We start from the raw sequence: 18,810 nt of genomic DNA on the forward strand, positions 1-18,810 counted from the left end.
GTGTGTTCGGGGGTATCGGGTTAAACGTAGTAGATGGTCCAGTTTCGTGGCGACGCTGCCAACCGATCCCCTGGGGACGGAGGAGAACGGATCATTTTGGGCCGTCAGCCCCTATTTCACCGCAACTTGGAGGAGGACAGAAAAAGCCCTGCCGCGGATAGCGGCAGGGCTTTTGGAAGGGAACTTGGTTGTGCGGGCTCGTTAGGCGAGCTTGGCCTCGAGCTCGGCGATGCGCTTGTAGGCATCGATGGTAAAGCGGGCCTGCTTCTCCAAGATCATAGTGGTCATGAGGGTGTCCTGAGCGTGAGCCATGATGAAGGTCATCTCCATCTCGCCGCCGCCGGCCTCCTGCGAAAGCAGCTTGGTCTGCGTGTCGTGGGCGCCGATAAGCGCATCGCTGGCATCCTTGTGCAGCTGTTCGGCCTTCTCAAAGTCACCCTCGCGAGCAGCATCGAGCGCTGCAAGCAGATCGGTCTGGGCGTCACCTGCGTATGCGACAATCTCGAATCCAACCATCGAGATTTCTTCTTTGGTTGCCATATTGCGTTCCTTTCACATATGAACCAATGGAGAGCATCGCGTCCGGGCATACGCGCTGCGTTCTGTATGGCTGAAACATTAACATTCAAACAAAAAAGAACAGCGCAAAACGTAATTTCGAGCTATGAACGGTCACTTTTAACCCGCGAACGGTTTCCAAACCATTTCGAACAATATCAAACATGATTAACGGAAACCCAAACAGGACCGCGCCCTAACGCAAATCGTGCACCGTATCGCCCTCTACGAGCACGCCGGGGATCAGCATGTGCTCCACGCCAGACGCAACTCCCTCGGCGCCGGCGATCTTGTCGACTGCCCACATGCCGACACGCTTGTTGTCAAAGCGCACGGTGGTCAGGCGACGATCGGGCACGATGTCGCCCAGACTATCATCAACCCCCACCACGCTCACGTCCTCGGGCACACGCCTTCCGCGCGACTCGAGTCCGCGAATGCAGCCGTAGGCCATGGCGTCATTGGAGGCATAGATGGCAGTACAGGTCGGATCGTCCGCCAGAGCCTGGCCTGCGGCATATCCACTCTGCGCCGTCCAGTCGCCACGGATGAGTCGCGGCAGCTCAATACCATGCGCGCGCAATGTCTCGCGCCAGCCCTCCTCGCGCTGCATGCCCGAAAGCGAGCGTTCGGGACACGAGATAAAGTGCACGGTCTTGTGCCCCTGCCCCAGCAAGTACTCGACAACCTGGCGCGAGCAATCGAACTGATCGTTATCGACCGTCGAGCACAGCGGGTGCTCCAGCATGGTAACGAGCACCGTCTGCATACCAGGCAGCGGCTCAAAGGTGCCAAAGTCCGCCGGCATGCGATTCATGATCACGACCATGCCGTCTACCGGCAGTGCGCTCATGCGCGACGATGCGCTCTCGAGGGTATACGGATGTCCGTCTACTTTAGTGAGGGTAATGGCGTAGCCGTGCTTATCGGCGGCGGCGGCAAAGCCCTCCATACGGTCGAGGTTGCCGGTACCGGTAATGTTGAACATGGCGACGCCGACGGTCTTAAACTTGCCGCGGCGCAGCGATCGACCGGCAAAATTGGGGCGATACCCCAGCTCGCGCATGGCGGCACGCACGCGCTCCTTGGTCTCGGGGCGCACGCTGGGCGAATCGTGGACGGTGCGCGAGACCGTCTGTTCTGAGACGCCCGCGAGGCGCGCCACATCCTTAACGGAAACCGATTTTTTAACAGCGGCCATAGGTCGATCTTTCTATGTCAACGATGCCATTGGTGGCACCCTACGCAGTCAAATGAAACGTCTTCAAGTATATCTAACGCCTCACCCACCATACGCTCACCACCCAAAACCTACCGTTCACCGACATTTTTGCTTCCCCGAACGGCTTTTATCGCCCAAATGTTAACGTTGCCATTGTGCAAACACAGAGCCACCGGGCGGCTCAAACGTTTACGCGCAAGAAATCGACGGTCCGCAGGCACAGGGGCCATCGGTTCGCATCTTATTTTGTGTCACAAAATGGCAACGTCAGCATTTTGGCAACCAAACGTCAAAAGCTACCATCGTTGCTAACCCACCGACTCTTAGGAGCTTTGCATGGAGCAACTCATCGCCACCATCGAAAAGGGCCAGCCCTTTTTCAACGCGATCGCCCGCAACAAGTACCTCAAGGCGATCCGCGACGGTTTTATCTCCGTCATCCCCATCATCATCTTCTCGTCCATCTTCTGCCTGGTAGCCTCGGTCCCCAACATCTGGGGTTTCTACTGGCCCGATGACATCAACAACGCCCTGTGGAAGTGCTACAACTACTCCATGGGCATCCTGGCCATCGCCTGCGCCGCTACCACGGCCAAGCATTTCGCCGACGCCCAGAACCGCGATCTGCCCAAGAATAACCAGATCAACTTTATCTCGTGCATGTGCGCGGCCATCATCGGCTTCTTGCTCCTTTCGAGCGACACCATCGCCACGGATGCCGCCAGTGGCTTCAACACCACCTACCTTGGTTCCAAGGGCCTACTGACCGCCTTCATCGCTGCGTTTGTGACCGGCATCATCTACAAGTTCTTTATCAAGCGCAACATCACCGTCAAGATGCCCGAGCAGGTTCCGCCCAACATCTCGCAGACCTTTAAGGACATCATCCCCTTCTCCGTCTGCATCACCGTCTTTTGGGTCTTTGACATCGTCTTCCGCGCTGCCTTTGGCTTCTGCTTTGCCCAGGGCGTCATCCAGGTGTTCCAGCCCCTGTTCACCGCTGCCGACGGCTACATCGGCCTTGCTGTGATTTACGGCGCCATGAGCCTGTTCTGGTTCGTGGGCGTCCACGGCCCCTCGATCGTCGAGCCCGCCATCGCCGCCGCCCTCGTTGCCAACATGACCGACAACCTGGCTGCGTTCCAGGCCGGCCAGCACGCTTCCGCTGTCCTGACCCAGGGTGCCCAGTACTTCGTCGTCTGCATGGGCGGCACCGGCGCCACGCTCGTCCTGGTCTTTATGTTCTGCTTCCTGGCCAAGTCCCAGGAGATGCGCGCTGTCGGTAAGGCCGCCATCGTCCCCGTGTGCTTTGCCGTCAACGAGCCGCTGCTGTTCGCCGCGCCTATCGTGCTCAACCCCGTCTTCTTTGTCCCGTTTGTCTTTGCCCCGATCGCCAACATCTGGATCCTCAAGATCTTTATCGACTTCTTGGGCATGAACGGCTTTATGTACACCCTGCCTTGGACCGTCCCCGGCCCCATCGGCACCATCATGGGCCTGGGCTTCCAGCCGCTCGCCTTTGTGATGCTCGCCCTTATCCTGGTCGTCGACTTCGTTCTGTACTATCCGTTCTTCCGTGCCTATGACGCCCAGAAGTGCGCCGAGGAGGCCGAGATTTCCCAGGAGGAGCTCGCCGCCAAGAACGCCGAGAAGGCCGCCAAGCTCAACGATGCCTTCCAGGGCAAGGCCGACGCCAAGAGCGTTGCCGCCGGCGCTGCTGCCGAGGCCGTGGAAGCCGGCGCCCCCGCCGCTTCCGCAGCACCCGCTGCCGAGGCAACGGCCACCAGCGACCTCAACGGCAAACGCGTGCTCGTGCTCTGCCAGGGTGGCGGTACCTCGGGCCTGCTCGCCAACGCGCTGGCCAAGGCCGCCAAGGAGCGCGGCATCAATCTTGAAACCGCTGCCGAGGCCTATGGCAACCACGTGGACATGCTCCCCGACTTCGATCTGGTCGTCCTGGCCCCGCAAGCCGCAAGCTACCTGGCCGACCTGCAGAAGGACTGCGAGCGCGTGGGCAACAAGTGCGTCGCCTGCCGCGGTAAGCAGTACATTGAGCTTTCCCAGAACGGCGATAAGTCTCTCGCCTTCGTAAGCGAGCAACTCTCGAAGTAAGTAACGCACAGGGCCAGCCGATCATCCAAGACCGGCTGGCCCTTCGATTTAGACGATTGGATCATCATGTCCGTTAACCCTGCTAGCGTCACCAACCCGCCTGCGCAGTTTCCCGAGGACTTTGTCTTTGGCGGCGCCACTGCTGCCTACCAGGTAGAGGGCGAGACCCGCACCCACGGTAAAGGCAAGGTTGCCTGGGACGACTTCCTGGAGGCCCAGGGGCGCTTTTCCCCCGATCCCGCTTCGGACTTCTACAACCAGTACCCCGTCGATCTGGAGCTGTGCGAGGAGTTCGGCATCAACGGCATTCGCCTCTCCATTGCCTGGAGCCGCATCTTCCCCAACGGCACCGGCGAGATCAACCCCGAGGGCGTGCAGTTCTACCACGATCTCTTCGCCGAGTGCCACAAGCACCACGTTGAGCCGTTTGTCACGCTGCATCACTTCGACACGCCGCTTGCCCTCTTTGAGAAGGGCGACTTCCTCAACCGCGAGACCATCGATGCCTTTGTGGACTTTGCCACCTTCTGCTTTAAGGAGTACGCTGACCAGGTGACCTACTGGTTCACCTTTAACGAGATTTGGGCCGATGCCTCCAACACCTACATCGAGGGCACCTTCCCCGGCGGCGTCAAGGCGCATCTGGCCGAGGCTTTCCAGTGCGAGCACAACATGATGCTCGCCCACGCCAAGGCCGTACTGGCCTTCCACAACGGCGGTTTTAAGGGCAAAATCGGCGTCATTCAGTCGTTGGAGTTTAAGTATCCGCTCAACGAGAACGACCCCGCCGACATCAAAGCCGCCAACAACGAGCACGTGTTGCAGAACCAGTTCTTGCTCGACGCCACCTTCCGAGGCGACTACGCGCCCGACACCCTCGAGTGCGCCAACCGTCTGGCTGCCGTCTCGGGCGGCACCATCGAGATCCTGGACGAGGACCTCGAGATTATGCGCGAGGCCGCGCTCTACAACGACTACCTGGGCGTCAACAACTACCAGTGCCGCTTCTTGAAGGCTTACGACGGCGAGAACGACCTGCACCACAACGGTACGGGCGAGAAGGGCACCGGCCGCTGGCGCGTTAAGGGTATTGGCGAGCACGTGAACAAGCCTGGCATCCCCACCACCGACTGGGACTGGATCATCTATCCCGAGGGCCTGTTCGATCTGCTCGTCTACATTAAGCAGCGCTACCCCAACTACAAGCAGATCTTCATTACAGAAAACGGCATGGGCTACAAGGACCCCTACAAGGACGGTTTTGTGGACGACCAGCCGCGCATCGACTACATCGAGCAGCACTTGCGCTGGCTGCTCAAGGCCATGGAGGTGGGCGTCAACGTGGGCGGCTACTTCCTGTGGAGTCTGCAGGATCAGTTCTCCTGGACCAATGGTTACAACAAGCGCTATGGCTTCTTCTACGTTGACTTTGAAACCCAGAAGCGCACGCCCAAGGCAAGCGCCTACTGGTACAAGCACGTGGCGCAGACCCGTCGTCTGGACTAGCGGCTGGCGACCAGCGGAATTGCCCCGCTCACATAACCTGTCCCCATTTCTCAGCCGGGGGTGGCACGTCACACGGCGCGCCGCCCCCGGCCTTTTGTTTTTGTTCGGCTGGGGGGCCGTTTGTCTCGATCTGTAACATCTAGCCGAGTTTTTGGTCCCTAGCTGTTACAAATCAAGACAAACCGGGAAGACGGGGCCGAATTGTCTAAATCTGTAACACTAAAACCGGTTTTGGACGTCTGGTTGTTACAGATTGAGATAAACGCACAGGACAATCCTCTCAATCTCGATCTGTAACATCTAGCCGAGTATTTCGGTCCTACCTGTTACAGATTGAGATGAACGAGCTGAGCACGTCTACGCCCGCAGGTCTTTCACGCTGGAACGCTCGATCAGCACGCCCGACACAAGCGTGCGGCTTCTGGAGCTCGGAGCCTCAAGGCCTGCGACGACCTCGTTAAGTGCACGGATGCCCAGCTCGCGGTGGCGAAACTTCACCGACGTCAGAATCGAGTTGGGAATCGTCTTGTAGAGCTCATCGTCGAAGCCGATCACGGACACGTCGTCGGGCACACTGAGCCCTTTGTCACGTAGAGCCATCATAACGCCGTTTGCCATGCAGTCGTTAGCAGCGAGGACCGCCGTGCAATCGGGTTTATCGGCAAGCACAAGGCCCGCGGCATAGCCACTATCCGCATTCCAATCACCTTGCAGAGGCTCGGGCGGCTCAATGCCACGCGTCTCGAGTGCTGCACGCCAACCTTTCATACGGCACTGGCTCGACAGCGACTCTTTTTTACCAGAAACGAAATACACGTTCTTGTGCCCGCGATTTAAGAAGTACTCGCACGCCATGCGCGCACCACCCTCTTGATCGTCACTAACGGTAGAGCAGGTAGGATGTTCCATCGGCGTGATAATCACCGTCTTGAGGTCTTTCGGCGCCTCAAAGGTATCAAAGTCATCGACCATTTGACGCAGGTTGAAGATCATGCCGTCGACGGGAAGCTGCGACATCCTGCGCGCCGCTTCGGCAAGGGTCATCTTCTCCCCCGCCCGCTTTTTGATCATCGTGAGCGCAAAGCCTCGCTCTTCGGCTGCATCGGCGATTCCGTCAATCATGTCCACGGCGCCGCCCGACAAGTGGAACAGCACGACGCCGATGCACCCGTAACGGCCCAACTTGAGTGAACGCGCGGCAAAGTTGGTTCGAAACCCGAGCGCCTCCATTGCGGAATGGACCTTATCGCGTGTCGACTCTCGTACGCTATCGGGCTCGTTAATCACACGCGAAACCGTCTTGAGAGAAACACCCGCGGCAATCGCCACATCGTTCATCGAAACATTCTTCTTGTCCATCGTTGCCACTGCTTCTCCACTCGGTTCTCTATCGCTTGTTTTTTGCGTTCTAGCATACACTACCTGCCCGACTGACAAATCAGCCGTTTATCGGACAATATCGACCGTTCACCCGTAAATCCTTGTTGCTCTTCCAAAAATGTCTTACGTTGTCATTAACGAAATGACAACGTTGTCATTTCGCAATGCCTTCCTTAAGCGGGAAGGTTTCCGGGCAGTCCTGACCATCCATCGACGACCAGTTCCATCCACATGCATCGCGCATCAAGTAACAAAGGAGCTTTATGGACGCCATCGTAAAGATGCTCGAAAAGCATCAGCCGTTCTTTGAGAAGATCTCGAGGAACATCTACCTCCAGGCCATCAAGGACGGATTCCTTGGGTGTATGCCCATTGTCCTCACCTCTTCGATCTTCCTGTTGATCGCCACCCTTCCTGGCGTAGTTGGCATCACGCTGCCCCAGCCGCTCATCGACTGGTGCAATAAGCTGTACAACTTCACCATGGGCGTTATGGGCATCATGGTTGCCGGCACCACCGCCAAGAACTTCACGGCCTCCATGAACCGTCGCATGCCCGCCGGCAAGGTGCTCAACGACGGCTCCACCATGGTGGCCGCCCAGTGCAGCATGCTGCTGCTCGCTGTTACGCAGTTCACCACCAAGTTCGACGGCTCCGAGCTTTCGGTCTTCGATTGCACCAGCATGGGTACGCGCGGTCTGTTCTCGGCCTATATCGCCGCGTTCATTACCGTGTGGGTCTATAAGTTCTGCGTCTCGCGCGATCTGACCATTAAGCTGCCCAAGGAGGTTCCGGGCGCCATCGCTCAGAACTTCCGCGACATCATCCCCTTTGGCGGCGCCGTCATCATCTGCGGCATCATCGATGTCGTCGTGCGCAACCTCATGGGCGTTCCGTTCTCCGAGCTGCTCATCAAACTGCTCTCCCCGCTCTTTACCGCTGCAGAAACCTATCCTGGCCTTATCCTTATCCAGGCAGCCACCGCGTTCTTCTGGTTCATCGGCGTCCACGGCCCCTCGATCGTCCAGCCGGGCATCGACCCCATCCGTCTTGCCAACCAGGCCGAGAACCTGCAGGTTCTGCTGGCCGGTGGTCACCCCGCCCATTCCCTCACCTTCAACATGTCGCTCGTGGGTGAGTTCGGCGGCACCGGCGCCACGTTCATCGTGCCGCTTCTGCTGATTCTCTTTATGAAGTCCAAGCAGCTCAAAGCCGTCGGTAAGGCCTCTATTGTTCCTGTTGCCTTCGCCGTCAACGAACCGCTGCTCTTTGGCGCGCCGATGATCCTCAACCCCTACATGCTCATCCCCTTTGTTGCCGCCGGCTGCGTCAACGTAAGTGTTGCCAAGTTCTTTATCGATAACGTGGGCATGAACGGCTTCTCCTTCGTGGTGCCTTGGGCCACCCCCGCCCCCATCGGCATTTTCATCACCACGAACTTCCAGCTCATCGCCCTGGTATTTGTCGCAATCATCATCTTGTTGGACGCCATCATCTACCTGCCGTTCTTGAAGGCATACGATAAGCTGCTCTGCGACCAGGAGGCCGAGCGCGCCGCCGAGCTGGGTCTTGAGTCCGATGGTGCTGCCACCATCGCCGCCAGCACCTCCGCGCCCGCTGTCGAGCAGGCTACCGCTTCCGTCGAGCCGACCGCCGCTGCCGGCGACAGCGAGCCTGTCGCCGATCAGCCCGAGCCCGCCTCCGACGCATCCGCCAAGAAGGATGTCGACGGCCTGAAAGTCCTCGTCCTGTGCGCCGGCGCTGGCACCTCTGCCATGCTTGCCAACGCCATCAAGGAAGGTGCTGCGCAGACCGGAGAGAACATCGCTTCCTCTGCCGGCGCTTATGGCCAGCACACTGCCATCATGGATCAGTACGACGTTATCGTGCTTGCCCCGCAGGTTCGTAGCTACTACAACGACATGAAGGCCGACACCGATCGCCTGGGCATTAAGCTGCTCGCCCCGCGCGGCAAGGAATATATCGACCTTACCCGCGACCCCGCTGGCGCCATCAAGTGGCTCCGCGAGAACCTCGACTAGCTCCTCCCTCTGTTGGTGCCCGGATCCCCAGTTCGGGCACCTCTCCCTATTCGTACCCCACAGAAAGGATGCCTCATGAACAACCCCATGCAGTTCCCCGACGGCTTTGTGTTTGGCGGCGCCACCGCCGCTTACCAGGTTGAGGGCGAGACCCGCACGCACGGCAAGGGCAAAGTGCCCTGGGACGATTTCCTGGCTGCCCAGGGTCGCTTCTCCCCCGATCCTGCAAGCGACTTCTACAACAAGTACCCGGTCGATATCGACCTGTGCCAGCGCTTCGGCATCAACGGTATCCGCGTCTCCATCGCTTGGAGCCGCATCTTCCCCAACGGCACTGGCGAGATCAACCCCGAGGGCGTCGCTTTCTATCACGAGCTTTTCGCCACCTGCAATAAAGCCGGCGTTATCCCCTATGTCACGCTCGATCACTTTGATACGCCCGAGGCCTTTTACCAGAACGGCGGCGAAGGCTTCCTGACGCGCACGACGATCGACGCCTTTGTCGAGTACGCCAAGTTCTGCTTTGCCGAGTTCACCGAGGTCAAGCACTGGTTCACCTTTAACGAGATTCCCGCGACCGCCGAGGGCAGCTTTATCGTCGGCAACTGGCCGCACGGCGAGAAGTACCGCCTGGACAAGGCCTTCCAGCTCATGCACAACATGATGGTGGCCCACGCCAAGGCTGTCGTCGCCTTCCATGAGGGTGGCTTTGAGGGCGAGATCGGCATTGTCCAGAACCTGGAGCCCAAGTATCCCCTCGATCCCAACAGCGCTGCCGACTGCGAGGCAGCTCGCATGGCCGACGTCATCAACAACCGCTGGGTACTCGATGCCACCTTCCGCGGCCACTATGCAGCCGACACCATGGAAGCCGCGACCAAGCTGGCCCATATCGCCGGCGGCGAGCTCGACGTTCGCGACGAGGACATCGCCGCGCTGACCGCCGCACTCCCCTACAACGATTGCCTGGGCGTCAATACCTACAAGTGCCAGTTCCTGCGTGCCGCCGAGGGCGAAAACGACATCAACCACAATGGCACCGGCGACAAGGGCTCCTCGCGCTGGTTCCTCAAGGGCGTGGGCGAGGCATGCGTGCGCGAAGGCGTACCCACCACCGATTGGGACTGGATCATCTATCCCGAGGGCCTGTACGACCTGCTGCTCCGCATTAAGAACGATTACCCCAACTATAAAAAGATCTACATCACCGAGAACGGCATGGGCTATAAGGACGACTTCGAGGACGGCTTTATCGACGACGCCCCTCGCATCGACTACATGCGTCAGCATCTCGCATGGATCCTCAAGGCAATCGACGGCGGCGTGAACGTCGACGGCTACTTTGTGTGGTCGCTGCAGGACCAGTTCTCCTGGACCAACGGCTACAACAAGCGCTACGGCCTGTTCTACATCGACTTTGAGACCCAGGCCCGCTATCCCAAGGCAAGCGCGTACTGGTACAAGAACGTCGCAGAGACCGGCCTGCTCATGGCCTAACTTTTGCCGCATACCCCCTGTCGGCCGCATGTGAGTCCCTCCACGGGATTGCATGCGGCCTCTTTTTGTTTTGGCTCGGCCCGAGCAGGTCGTTTGTCTCGATTTGTAACATCTAGCCGAATATTTCGGCCCTAGCTGTTACAGATCAAGACAAAGGTGATGGCTGGATAGACAAAATCTCGATCTGTAACACCTAGTCGAGTTTTTAGGTCCTAGCTGTTACAGATTGAGACAAACGGAATAGGCCGGGCCAAAATCTCAATCTGTAACATCTGGTTGGTGACTTCACTCCTACCTGTTACAGGTTGAGACAATTTGATAGCGAAGTCCTCATTTGCGCGTCATATCGCATGGCGCTGACGCGCCGATTCCCCACAATGACAGGGGGGGCAAAAGTCCTCACACAGCGCTTGCTAGCAATCCTGCAGCGCTAGCTAGCAAATGACCTGCGTATGCTCCTCGATGGCGGCGCGATCCTCGGCGGCGATACCCGGCTCGCACACCACGGCATCCAGGCTGTCCAGACGGCAGAAGGTGTAGAAGTCGCGCTTGCCAATCTTGCTGGAGTCGGCGATCAGATAGCGCGAGTCAGCCTTGCTAAAAGCGAGCTGCTGGATACGACCCTCTTCCATGTTAGATGTGGACACGTCGCCGTCCAAAATGCCGTTGGCACCGATAAACGCCGCGTCGATACCCAACGCACGCAGGGTATCCTCGGCCGTTGGTCCCACAAAAGCGGCGGTGCGGCGACGATACATGCCGCCCACGAGGCACAGTTCGCAGTCTTCGCGCGCCTCGAGCAGGTTAAACACCGAAAGCGAATTGGTCACAATGCGCAGGCGGCACGCCGGCAGCATGGAGGCCATCTGCTCAACCGTGGTGCCCGTACCCAAAAAGATGGTCGAACCTTCCTCGATAAGCTCCACGGCGCGGCGCGCAATCTGCAGCTTTTCCTCGGCATGCTTGGTGCGCTTTTCGCTGTGCGAGTACTCGTGGCGCAACATAGCGTGGGGACGACCCTGCGCACTGCGGGCGCCGCCGTGCACGCGCTCGATCTCGCCCAGGCTCGCAAGCTCCTCAAGATCACGGCGGATCGTCATATCCGAGACGCCCAGCACGTCCGAAATCTCCTTGACCGAGACCGTGCCCTGCTCCTCGAGCAGCTGACGAACCTTATCCTGTCGCTCCGCTTTAATCACGATGAATCCTCGCCGTTCTTTGCGCGCATATCATTCAAACAGTAACGAACAAATTGTATCAGACTCGTGCGCGTCAAAAATGAACGCCCGCACAGCTCCAATCATCACTTTTTTGAGAAAAATACCCCCTGCTTTAGTGGGGTGTAGTGATAATCTCGCCTGTTCGCGCTACAGTTTGTCGGAAATACCTCGATGTTAGGAACCAAATGATCACTTCTGAGCTTTTCGGCACCGCGCCGTGCGGTACCCCCGTTCATCGTTACACCCTCAACGGGCCCGAGATCTGCGTTCGCATTATGGACTATGGCGCCACCGTGCTGGGTATCGATGTGCCCGACATTCCCGGCAACGTGCGCGATGTGGTGCTGGGCTTCGATAAGCTCGAGGATTACTTTGACAACCCCGCCTGCTTTGGCGCGACCATTGGCCCCGTGGCAAACCGCACTGCGGGTGCAACGATCACCATCGACGGTACGGATTGGCATATGCCCGCCAACGAGGGCGCCAACAACCTGCACAGCGATCTTGAACACGGCCTGCACAAGCGCGTGTGGGATGTTGAGCTCGACGAGGCTCACAACGCCGTGCGCATGACCACCTCACTTGAGGATGGCGAGTTGGGCCTGCCCGGCAACCGCACCTTTACGGCCGTGTTTACCGTGACGCACACCGGCCGCTTCCGTATCGAATATGGCTGCGAGAGCGACCGCGCCACGTACGTGTCCATGACCAACCACACGTACTTTAACCTTGCCGGTCATAATGCCGGCATGGACTGCGAGCACTTCTTTGTTGCTAACGCTGCCCACTACCTGCCCATCGACGACCAGAACATTCCTACTGGCGAGATTGCTCCGGTCGAGGGAACACCGTTTGATTTTCGCGAGTTACGCCCCGTCGCGCCTGGCATGGAGGCCGACCATCCGCAGATTAAGCAGGCACGCGGCTACGATCACTGCCTGTGCATTGGCGGCTATCAGTACGGCCGCAATCTGCGCCGTGCCCTGCACGTCGAGGAGATGTGGACCGGCCGTGAGCTGGACTACTACACCACCGCCCCGGGCGTGCAGCTCTACACCGGCAACTGGCTAGGCGACGAGCACGCCAAGGACGACGCCAACTATGGTTGGGGCGCCGGCTTTGCCCTCGAGGCCGAGATGTACCCCGACACGCCGCACCAGCCGCTGTTCCCGCAGGGCATTGTGGGCCCGGGTCATCCCTACAGCAATGTGATCGAATACCACTTTATGAGGCACTAAGCCCATAACGCAACATATCGCACAGCAGCGCCCGCCGGCATACCGCCGACGGGCGTTTTTGTACCTAGTTGTAGGCAACCAGGCACATCCCGGCTTGAATGATTGGTGCATTTAACGTGAGAAAAGCTGTCAGAACACTTGCGCGGATTTGCGATGTCCCGTATCATAGACAGCCGTTGACGCCTCAGCTGCGTCACCACATGGCCGCCAGCGTAGCTCAGTTGGTAGAGCACCGCTCTCGTAAAGCGGGGGTCACCGGTTCGAGCCCGGTCGCTGGCTCCATTGCATTAGTCCAGCTCAGAAGCATAATTGCTTCTGAGCTTTTTCTTTTTCTCTCCAAATTTCATATCTTCTGAGGAGTGAAAACGGAGTGAAAATATTTTTTAATCAATTTGATGCGCATGCCTGTCTACATATCATCCGCATAAGATCCCAACTTAAATCGAGTTGCATACAGGATAGACGCCCGGCAACATGCCGAAAAATACGGGTCAACATTCCAACCGACATAGAAAAAGGCCCGCACCCCAAACAATTCGCGTTCAGGGTACGGGCCTGTCACAAGGTAGCCGTGTTGTTATCAGTGCTTAAAGAGCGAGGCCATCAAATCGGCGTTGGCTTTCAGGCGCTCAGCCTTTGCACCGTCGTCTTTCACCCATGCACCGGGTCCGCCTTCATAGACATCGCCCTCGACACAGCCCTCAGGCATCTCGGCGAGTGGCACGTCCATAAACTTGGTGCCGTCGACCTCGAGTACCGCCATATCGCCTTCAATGCGATCAACGATTGCCTGCATATCGTCCTCCCTTAGGGGTTGCAGACGCCACAGGGGGCGAATCCTTGAGCCTGAGCCTGTGACTTCGTCATTTCGGTCAAACTTTTACTGCGTGACGTGGTGCGACAACCGGGACGATGGTATTTACTTCCCGTTGGCGTGATGACGACCGTTTCATCCTGTCCAGAATCCGTTGCTGCCGGAGCTGGTGCCGGCGCGGCCGGCTGCTCGGAGGCGCCGCTGGATCCGCCACCACCGCCACCAGAGCCAATGCCCTGGGAGTCAGCACCGGAATCCTGGCTCGCGGCCTCAATGGTGCCCTCGGTAGCTGTCGAAGCCGTAGCATCCTTGCCGTTCGAGACGACGGTAACGGTGCCATGGGCATAGGTGCCGTACACCTGCGCGCCGACGGAAGACAATGCGTCGAGAACGACCTGAGTCGGATGTCCATAGGAGTTCTTGCCATACGAGAGCACGGCGATCGCGGGCGTCAGCTTTGCTGCAAGAGCGCTGCTCATGCCCGACGCGCTGCCATGATGCGAGACCTTCAGAACGTCGACATGTCCGCCGACGCAGGTGTTCTGGGCCTCAACCGGTGCATCGCCCGTAAAGAGGAAAGTATTCTCGCCGTAGGTGACTTTGATAACGATCGAATAGGCATTGTCCTCTGAATAGCTCGCCCCCTGCTGCGGCCAAAGGATATCGATTGAGTAGTTCTCGCCGGTTGCGATCTGACGGCCGGCGTAGGCAGGCTCAATCCCCATGCCCTTATTCGAGATGCTCGTCAGGAAACGTGTATAGGTCTGCGTAGAACTGTTTGCCTCGGGCGCCCAGATGGATCCGATATCCATCGAGGAGATGATGCCGTCGAGTCCACCGATGTGGTCGGCGTCCGGATGGGTTGCCACCAGCCAATCAATCGTCGAGCGACCGTCGGCGCGCAGGGTCGATTTCACGACTTCGCTCTTGCCGGTCGGGGTGTCGATAAGCATCGTCTTGCCATCGGGGAACTCGAGGATGGTCGCGTCGCCTTGGCCCACATCGACGAATTTCACGACGAGGTCGGTTAGCGTAGCGGGGTCGGGTTCAGCCTCATCAACCGTTGCGGCCTTATCGTCAGACTTCTTCTTAGTCTTCTCGGCCTTTTTCTCCTTCTGGGTCTGGGTAGTCTGGACGGTCGTGTCATTCGCCGTATTGGACGAGGCATTGCCCAAACCAGCCATAAGCATGAGCGAAAGCATGGCGCAAACAAGGCCCGCCGCCACTTGTCGGACAATGGGCGGAACAGAGCTCATCTTCTTGACGAACTTCGAATCGGGTGCCTGGACAACAAGCTTTCGCCAGCAGTACCTCGTCAAGAACCAAAGGCCAACGCCCGCGGCAATGCAGAGTGCGTAGGCAAGCACCGCGATCGCCAAGCATCCAAGAAAGAAGACGCCGCACCACCACAGGCACCCTCGCTTCTCGTTCCTCACAACAATCTTTTTCGCCATGGAACAGTCTCCGGGTCGGGATTAAAACATCCCAATCATAGGCTCATTTGGGAAACATTCCTTAGCTGCCAGCTAATAATCGGTGAGTGGAATTAGTTGTGCCCGGTGCGTCGGGAGCGATCCTTAATAAGTGTTCCAAATATTTAGAACAATCCTATTGACTCTTTTGCGGAGTGAGATATTCTGTTCCTAACAGTTGGAACAGTTCCATCAGCAACGTCCTCCAGCATGCGCAAGCCGGAAGAGATGTGAGGTGTTTAACCAAAAAGAGGGCTCGCCATAGTCGGCGAGCCGCAAAACCAAAACCATTCTAGCCAAGACCTACATGTAATGAAAGGAGCCGATCGTGTCCTGTGAACTCAACGCACTTGGGGACCTTGTCAACATCATGGCTGGCGTCCCCATCAGCCGAGCAAGAAAGCTGTCCGACAAAGACGCCCCCAAGCAGGTCCGCTCGCTCACGCCGGCGGCAATGACCGCAAACGGCATCAACGACCAGCTACTGAGCACCGAAACTGTATCGAGCGTCAAAGAAGATCTCTATACGCACGAAGGCGACATCATCGTCAAAACTTCAACGCCATATGACTGTGCTTTCATCGATAGAGACCATTCCGGAATCCTTGTTACGTCTTTTGCGCTCATTCTGCGCGCACGGCCCGACTCGTTAGTGGACATTCGCTACCTCGCAGCGTTCTTCGAACTCGAACAGACAAAAAGGCAGCTTCAGGAAATAAGTAAGGGCCTCAAACTCCAGTTCATAAAGAAGCGCGACCTTGCCGAGCTTATGGTTCCCGTCCCACCCCAAAGGGAACAGGCACGTCTCGCTGCGCTTTACGAAGGAACGCGCCACAGGATCGAACTCTGCCAAGCCATCGCAGCTAAAAGCGAGCTTTTGTTAGAAAGCACACTGCTAGACACCATCACCAAGTAACAACTCTCATCTTTTATAAGAAAGGATCACCATGATTACCGGAGCAGCCAAAAACAAAGTCGACGCCATCTGGCAGAAGATGTGGGAGGGCGGCATCACCAACCCCATCGAAGTCATCAGCCAGCTCACCTATCTCATGTTTATGCGTTCCCTCGACGAAAAAGAACTCGAGACGGAGCGTATGGAAGAAGCTACCGGCGCGAGCCTCCCGCACATCTTCCCTGAAACCTTCGAAATCGGCGATAAGCAGATTCAGGGTAGCGAGCTGCGTTGGAGCCGCTTTAAAGATAAAAACGCCGATCTAATGTATTCCATCGTGAACGAGTTCGCCTTCCCCTTCATCAAGCAACTCGGTAACGAATCTGCTTTTTCCAAAGCAATGGAAGGAGCAACCTTCGGCTTTCCCGCAGGCAAGACAAAGCTGCTCGGAGACGCCGTCGACGGCATCGAGGGCCTGCTTTCAGACTTTGATGACGACATTGCCGAACTCGGTGACCTCTACGAATACATGCTTTCCAAGCTATCCACCGCCGGCACCAACGGGCAGTTCCGAACGCCGCAGCACATCCGCAACATGATGGTCGAGATGATCGACCCCAAGCCTGGCGAGCTCATCTGCGACCCAGCATGCGGAACGGCAGGCTTTCTGATCTCTGCCGCCGAGCATATCCGCAACAAGCACCAAAACGATATGACGAGCGATGACTGGGCCACGTACGCAGGCAGCGACGGCAAGACCCCTCAGTTTACGGGCTTCGAGATTGACCAGACGATGCTCCGCATCTCTACCATGAACCTCATGTTGCATGGCGCGGACATGCCAGACGTGCGTTATCTCGACAGCATTTCGGACAAGAACAAAGACGCCAATAAATATGACATTGTGCTTGCCAACCCGCCGTTTACCGGCTCGGTTGATGTGGAGGATGTCGACAAGTCCCTATACAGCACAGTGGGCTCCAAGCAGACCGAGCTTCTGTTTGTGGCGCTCTTTCTGCGCATGCTTAAAAAGGGCGGCCGCTGCGCCTGCATCGTCCCCAACGGCGTCTTGTTCCGCAGCAACGCAAAGGCATACGGGCAGCTGCGCCGCGAGCTTGTCGAAAACCAAAAGCTCGAGGCTATCATCTATTTACCGAGCGGCGTCTTTAAGCCCTACTCCGGAGTGAGCACCGCCATCCTAGTGTTTACCAAGACCGACGCTGGCGGCACCGACGACGTCTGGCTCTACAACATGGAGGGGGACGGCTTCACGCTCGACGACAAGCGCGATCCGGACGATAACAACAATGATATTCCCGACATTCTTAAGCGTTGGTCGGATCTCGAGCATGAGCGTGAGCGCAAGCGCACCGACAAGAGCTTCCTGGTTCCCAAGGAAGAAATCGTCCAGAACGGCTACGATTTCAGTTTCAACAAGTACACGGAAACCGTCTATGAGCACATTGAGTATCCCCCGACGGAGGAGATCCTCAACGACCTCGATGACTTAAATAGGCAGATGGCGGCAAGCCTCGCAGACCTTCGCAAAATGCTAGGAGGTGATTTGAGTGAGTAACAAACCTCAATTTGTCGGGAAGAGGGTGAAGCTGGGAGAGCTCATTAGTAAGGCGAAAGTTGAGCGCTGCGGCGGCAGATCTTTCCCTGTCTATTCCATGACCATGCACGACGGAATAGTCGAACAGTCGGGACGATTCAAAAAAGCCATTGCGTCCAAGGACACGAGTGCATACAAAGTCGTGAAGAAGAATCAGCTTGTTGTAGGTTTTCCGATTGACGAGGGTGTGATCTACGTTCAAAACCATGATCAACCTGGCATTATGAGCCCTGCCTACAATGTTTGGGATTTCGACAGCAGCAGAATCATCCCTGCTTATCTGGAGCTTACTTTGCACAGCCCACAAAGTATGGCTTACTACGCTGAGAAGCTACGCGGAACCACCGCCCGGAGAAGATCTCTTACGGCGGAAGGGTTAAGGGCGCTGCCCATAAACTTGCCAAGCATTGAATGCCAGCGCACGGTGGTGGAAGTCCTGAATGGAATTAAGGACCAGATTGCAGCAGCGCAAAAGGCTACAGAAGAGCTCGATTCCCTCGTCAAATCACAATTTGTCGAGATGTTCGGGGATCCGGTGGACGGCACTCTTTGGACGAGGCGCAGACTGTCAGATCTTTATGAGGTGAAGTCGTCCAAACGGGTCTACGCGCGAGAGCTAACTGAAGGCGGAGTCCCTTTTCTGCGGCTGGCAGACATTGGCTCACTGATAGACTCCGGTATGCACACTTCGGGACTCTTCATTTCTGAAGAAAAATATAACAGTCTAAAGGAGAGGGGCAATGTGCCCGCACCTGGCGATGTACTTGTAACTGCCCGCGGAACCCTTGGGCGTTGTTATGTGATCGAGACGTCCGACCGCTTTTATTTTCAAGATGGGATGATTACTTGGCTTGCGGCGGGAGAGCAAAGCCCATTGCCTCGCTATCTACTTTCCGTTTTTGATGACCATCATTTCATCGAGAACCTCAACAGGAACTGTAGTGGTACGACAGTGAAATATTTATCTATTTCTGACTTGTCGAACGTTGCTATTCCTGTACCTCCGCTTGAGCTTCAATGCCGTTTCACAGACTTCGCTGCCTTGGTTGACAAATCGAAATTAATCGCCCAGCAACAAATCGAAAAGCTACAGACACTCTACGACAGCCTGGCACAGGAGTACTTCTCCTAAACAAAGCCTTGCGCCTTATCGGCAAACAGGCCTCGCCGCCCCCATCCTTTAATGCGATGGGGGCGGTCCCAATGCAAAAGCACCCGCCTTGTTCTACGATAGGCTCA

14 protein-coding genes and 1 tRNA gene are annotated in these 18,810 nt (G+C 57.2%); 9 read left to right on the plus strand and 6 right to left on the minus strand.

Annotated elements, in window-relative coordinates; translation table 11 throughout:
- Positions 1-201: 201 nt before the first annotated feature.
- Entirely contained in the window at positions 202-540 is a 339-nt protein-coding gene (locus ACQRAQ_RS03770) for a PTS lactose/cellobiose transporter subunit IIA (protein WP_055252615.1), read from the minus strand.
- 214 nt (positions 541-754) lie between these two features.
- Positions 755-1,759 carry a LacI family DNA-binding transcriptional regulator gene (locus tag ACQRAQ_RS03775; protein ID WP_427793978.1) on the minus strand — a complete coding sequence of 335 codons (1,005 nt, stop codon included), beginning with the start codon at positions 1,757-1,759 and terminating at the stop codon, positions 755-757.
- Positions 1,760-2,116: 357 nt separating this feature from the next.
- Here ACQRAQ_RS03775 and ACQRAQ_RS03780 point away from each other — a divergent pair, with 357 nt between their 5' ends.
- Entirely contained in the window at positions 2,117-3,892 is a 1,776-nt protein-coding gene (locus ACQRAQ_RS03780) for a lactose/cellobiose PTS transporter subunit IIB (RefSeq protein ID WP_427728585.1), read from the plus strand.
- Between the two features lie 66 nt (positions 3,893-3,958).
- Positions 3,959-5,398: a 6-phospho-beta-galactosidase gene (lacG, locus tag ACQRAQ_RS03785; protein ID WP_154514977.1), complete on the plus strand. Its 1,440-nt coding sequence runs from the start codon at positions 3,959-3,961 to the stop codon at positions 5,396-5,398.
- A gap of 357 nt (positions 5,399-5,755) precedes the next feature.
- Here the strand turns inward: lacG (ACQRAQ_RS03785) and ACQRAQ_RS03790 are convergent, their stop codons facing one another.
- Complete coding sequence (locus tag ACQRAQ_RS03790; RefSeq protein ID WP_427793979.1) at positions 5,756-6,757, minus strand: LacI family DNA-binding transcriptional regulator; 1,002 nt, start codon at positions 6,755-6,757, stop codon at positions 5,756-5,758.
- A gap of 284 nt (positions 6,758-7,041) precedes the next feature.
- Here ACQRAQ_RS03790 and ACQRAQ_RS03795 point away from each other — a divergent pair, with 284 nt between their 5' ends.
- Both ACQRAQ_RS03795 and lacG (ACQRAQ_RS03800) read left to right on the plus strand, forming a co-directional pair.
- Positions 7,042-8,820: a PTS lactose transporter subunit IIBC gene (locus ACQRAQ_RS03795; protein WP_427793980.1), complete on the plus strand. Its 1,779-nt coding sequence runs from the start codon at positions 7,042-7,044 to the stop codon at positions 8,818-8,820.
- Positions 8,821-8,895: 75 nt separating this feature from the next.
- Positions 8,896-10,317 (plus strand): 6-phospho-beta-galactosidase, encoded by a 1,422-nt coding sequence (gene lacG / locus ACQRAQ_RS03800; protein ID WP_427793981.1) that lies wholly within the window; start codon positions 8,896-8,898, stop codon positions 10,315-10,317.
- A 434-nt stretch (positions 10,318-10,751) separates the two neighbouring features.
- Here lacG (ACQRAQ_RS03800) and ACQRAQ_RS03805 read toward each other — a convergent pair whose 3' ends face one another.
- Positions 10,752-11,516: a DeoR/GlpR family DNA-binding transcription regulator gene (locus ACQRAQ_RS03805; RefSeq protein WP_427793982.1), complete on the minus strand. Its 765-nt coding sequence runs from the start codon at positions 11,514-11,516 to the stop codon at positions 10,752-10,754.
- Between the two features lie 206 nt (positions 11,517-11,722).
- Between ACQRAQ_RS03805 and ACQRAQ_RS03810 the strand changes: the two genes are divergently transcribed.
- Together ACQRAQ_RS03810 and ACQRAQ_RS03815 are read left to right on the plus strand one after the other, a co-directional pair.
- Positions 11,723-12,775 carry an aldose epimerase family protein gene (locus ACQRAQ_RS03810; protein WP_427728593.1) on the plus strand — a complete coding sequence of 351 codons (1,053 nt, stop codon included), beginning with the start codon at positions 11,723-11,725 and terminating at the stop codon, positions 12,773-12,775.
- Between the two features lie 206 nt (positions 12,776-12,981).
- Positions 12,982-13,057, plus strand: a tRNA-Thr gene (locus ACQRAQ_RS03815).
- A gap of 298 nt (positions 13,058-13,355) precedes the next feature.
- Here ACQRAQ_RS03815 and ACQRAQ_RS03820 read toward each other — a convergent pair.
- Positions 13,356-13,571, minus strand: coding sequence for a DUF3006 domain-containing protein (locus tag ACQRAQ_RS03820; RefSeq protein ID WP_427793983.1), 216 nt, complete (start codon positions 13,569-13,571; stop codon positions 13,356-13,358).
- A gap of 11 nt (positions 13,572-13,582) precedes the next feature.
- The gene (locus ACQRAQ_RS03825; RefSeq protein ID WP_427793984.1) at positions 13,583-15,043 is read right to left on the minus strand and encodes a ComEC/Rec2 family competence protein; all 1,461 of its coding nucleotides are present in this window, start codon (positions 15,041-15,043) and stop codon (positions 13,583-13,585) included.
- A gap of 346 nt (positions 15,044-15,389) precedes the next feature.
- Between ACQRAQ_RS03825 and ACQRAQ_RS03830 the strand changes: the two genes are divergently transcribed.
- From ACQRAQ_RS03830 to ACQRAQ_RS03840, 3 genes are read left to right on the plus strand one after another with little or no spacing between them, the layout of a single operon-like run.
- Positions 15,390-15,977, plus strand: coding sequence for a hypothetical protein (locus ACQRAQ_RS03830; protein WP_427793985.1), 588 nt, complete (start codon positions 15,390-15,392; stop codon positions 15,975-15,977).
- A 31-nt stretch (positions 15,978-16,008) separates the two neighbouring features.
- Positions 16,009-17,532 (plus strand): type I restriction-modification system subunit M, encoded by a 1,524-nt coding sequence (locus ACQRAQ_RS03835; protein WP_427793986.1) that lies wholly within the window; start codon positions 16,009-16,011, stop codon positions 17,530-17,532.
- Positions 17,525-18,703 (plus strand): restriction endonuclease subunit S, encoded by a 1,179-nt coding sequence (locus ACQRAQ_RS03840; RefSeq protein ID WP_427793987.1) that lies wholly within the window; start codon positions 17,525-17,527, stop codon positions 18,701-18,703. Before ACQRAQ_RS03835 ends, ACQRAQ_RS03840 begins: the two co-directional genes overlap by 8 nt.
- The last annotated feature ends 107 nt before the right edge of the window (positions 18,704-18,810 follow it).

Origin of the sequence: Collinsella sp. SGI.178, assembly GCF_050313495.1 — a bacterium.
Lineage (GTDB): Bacteria > Actinomycetota > Coriobacteriia > Coriobacteriales > Coriobacteriaceae > Collinsella.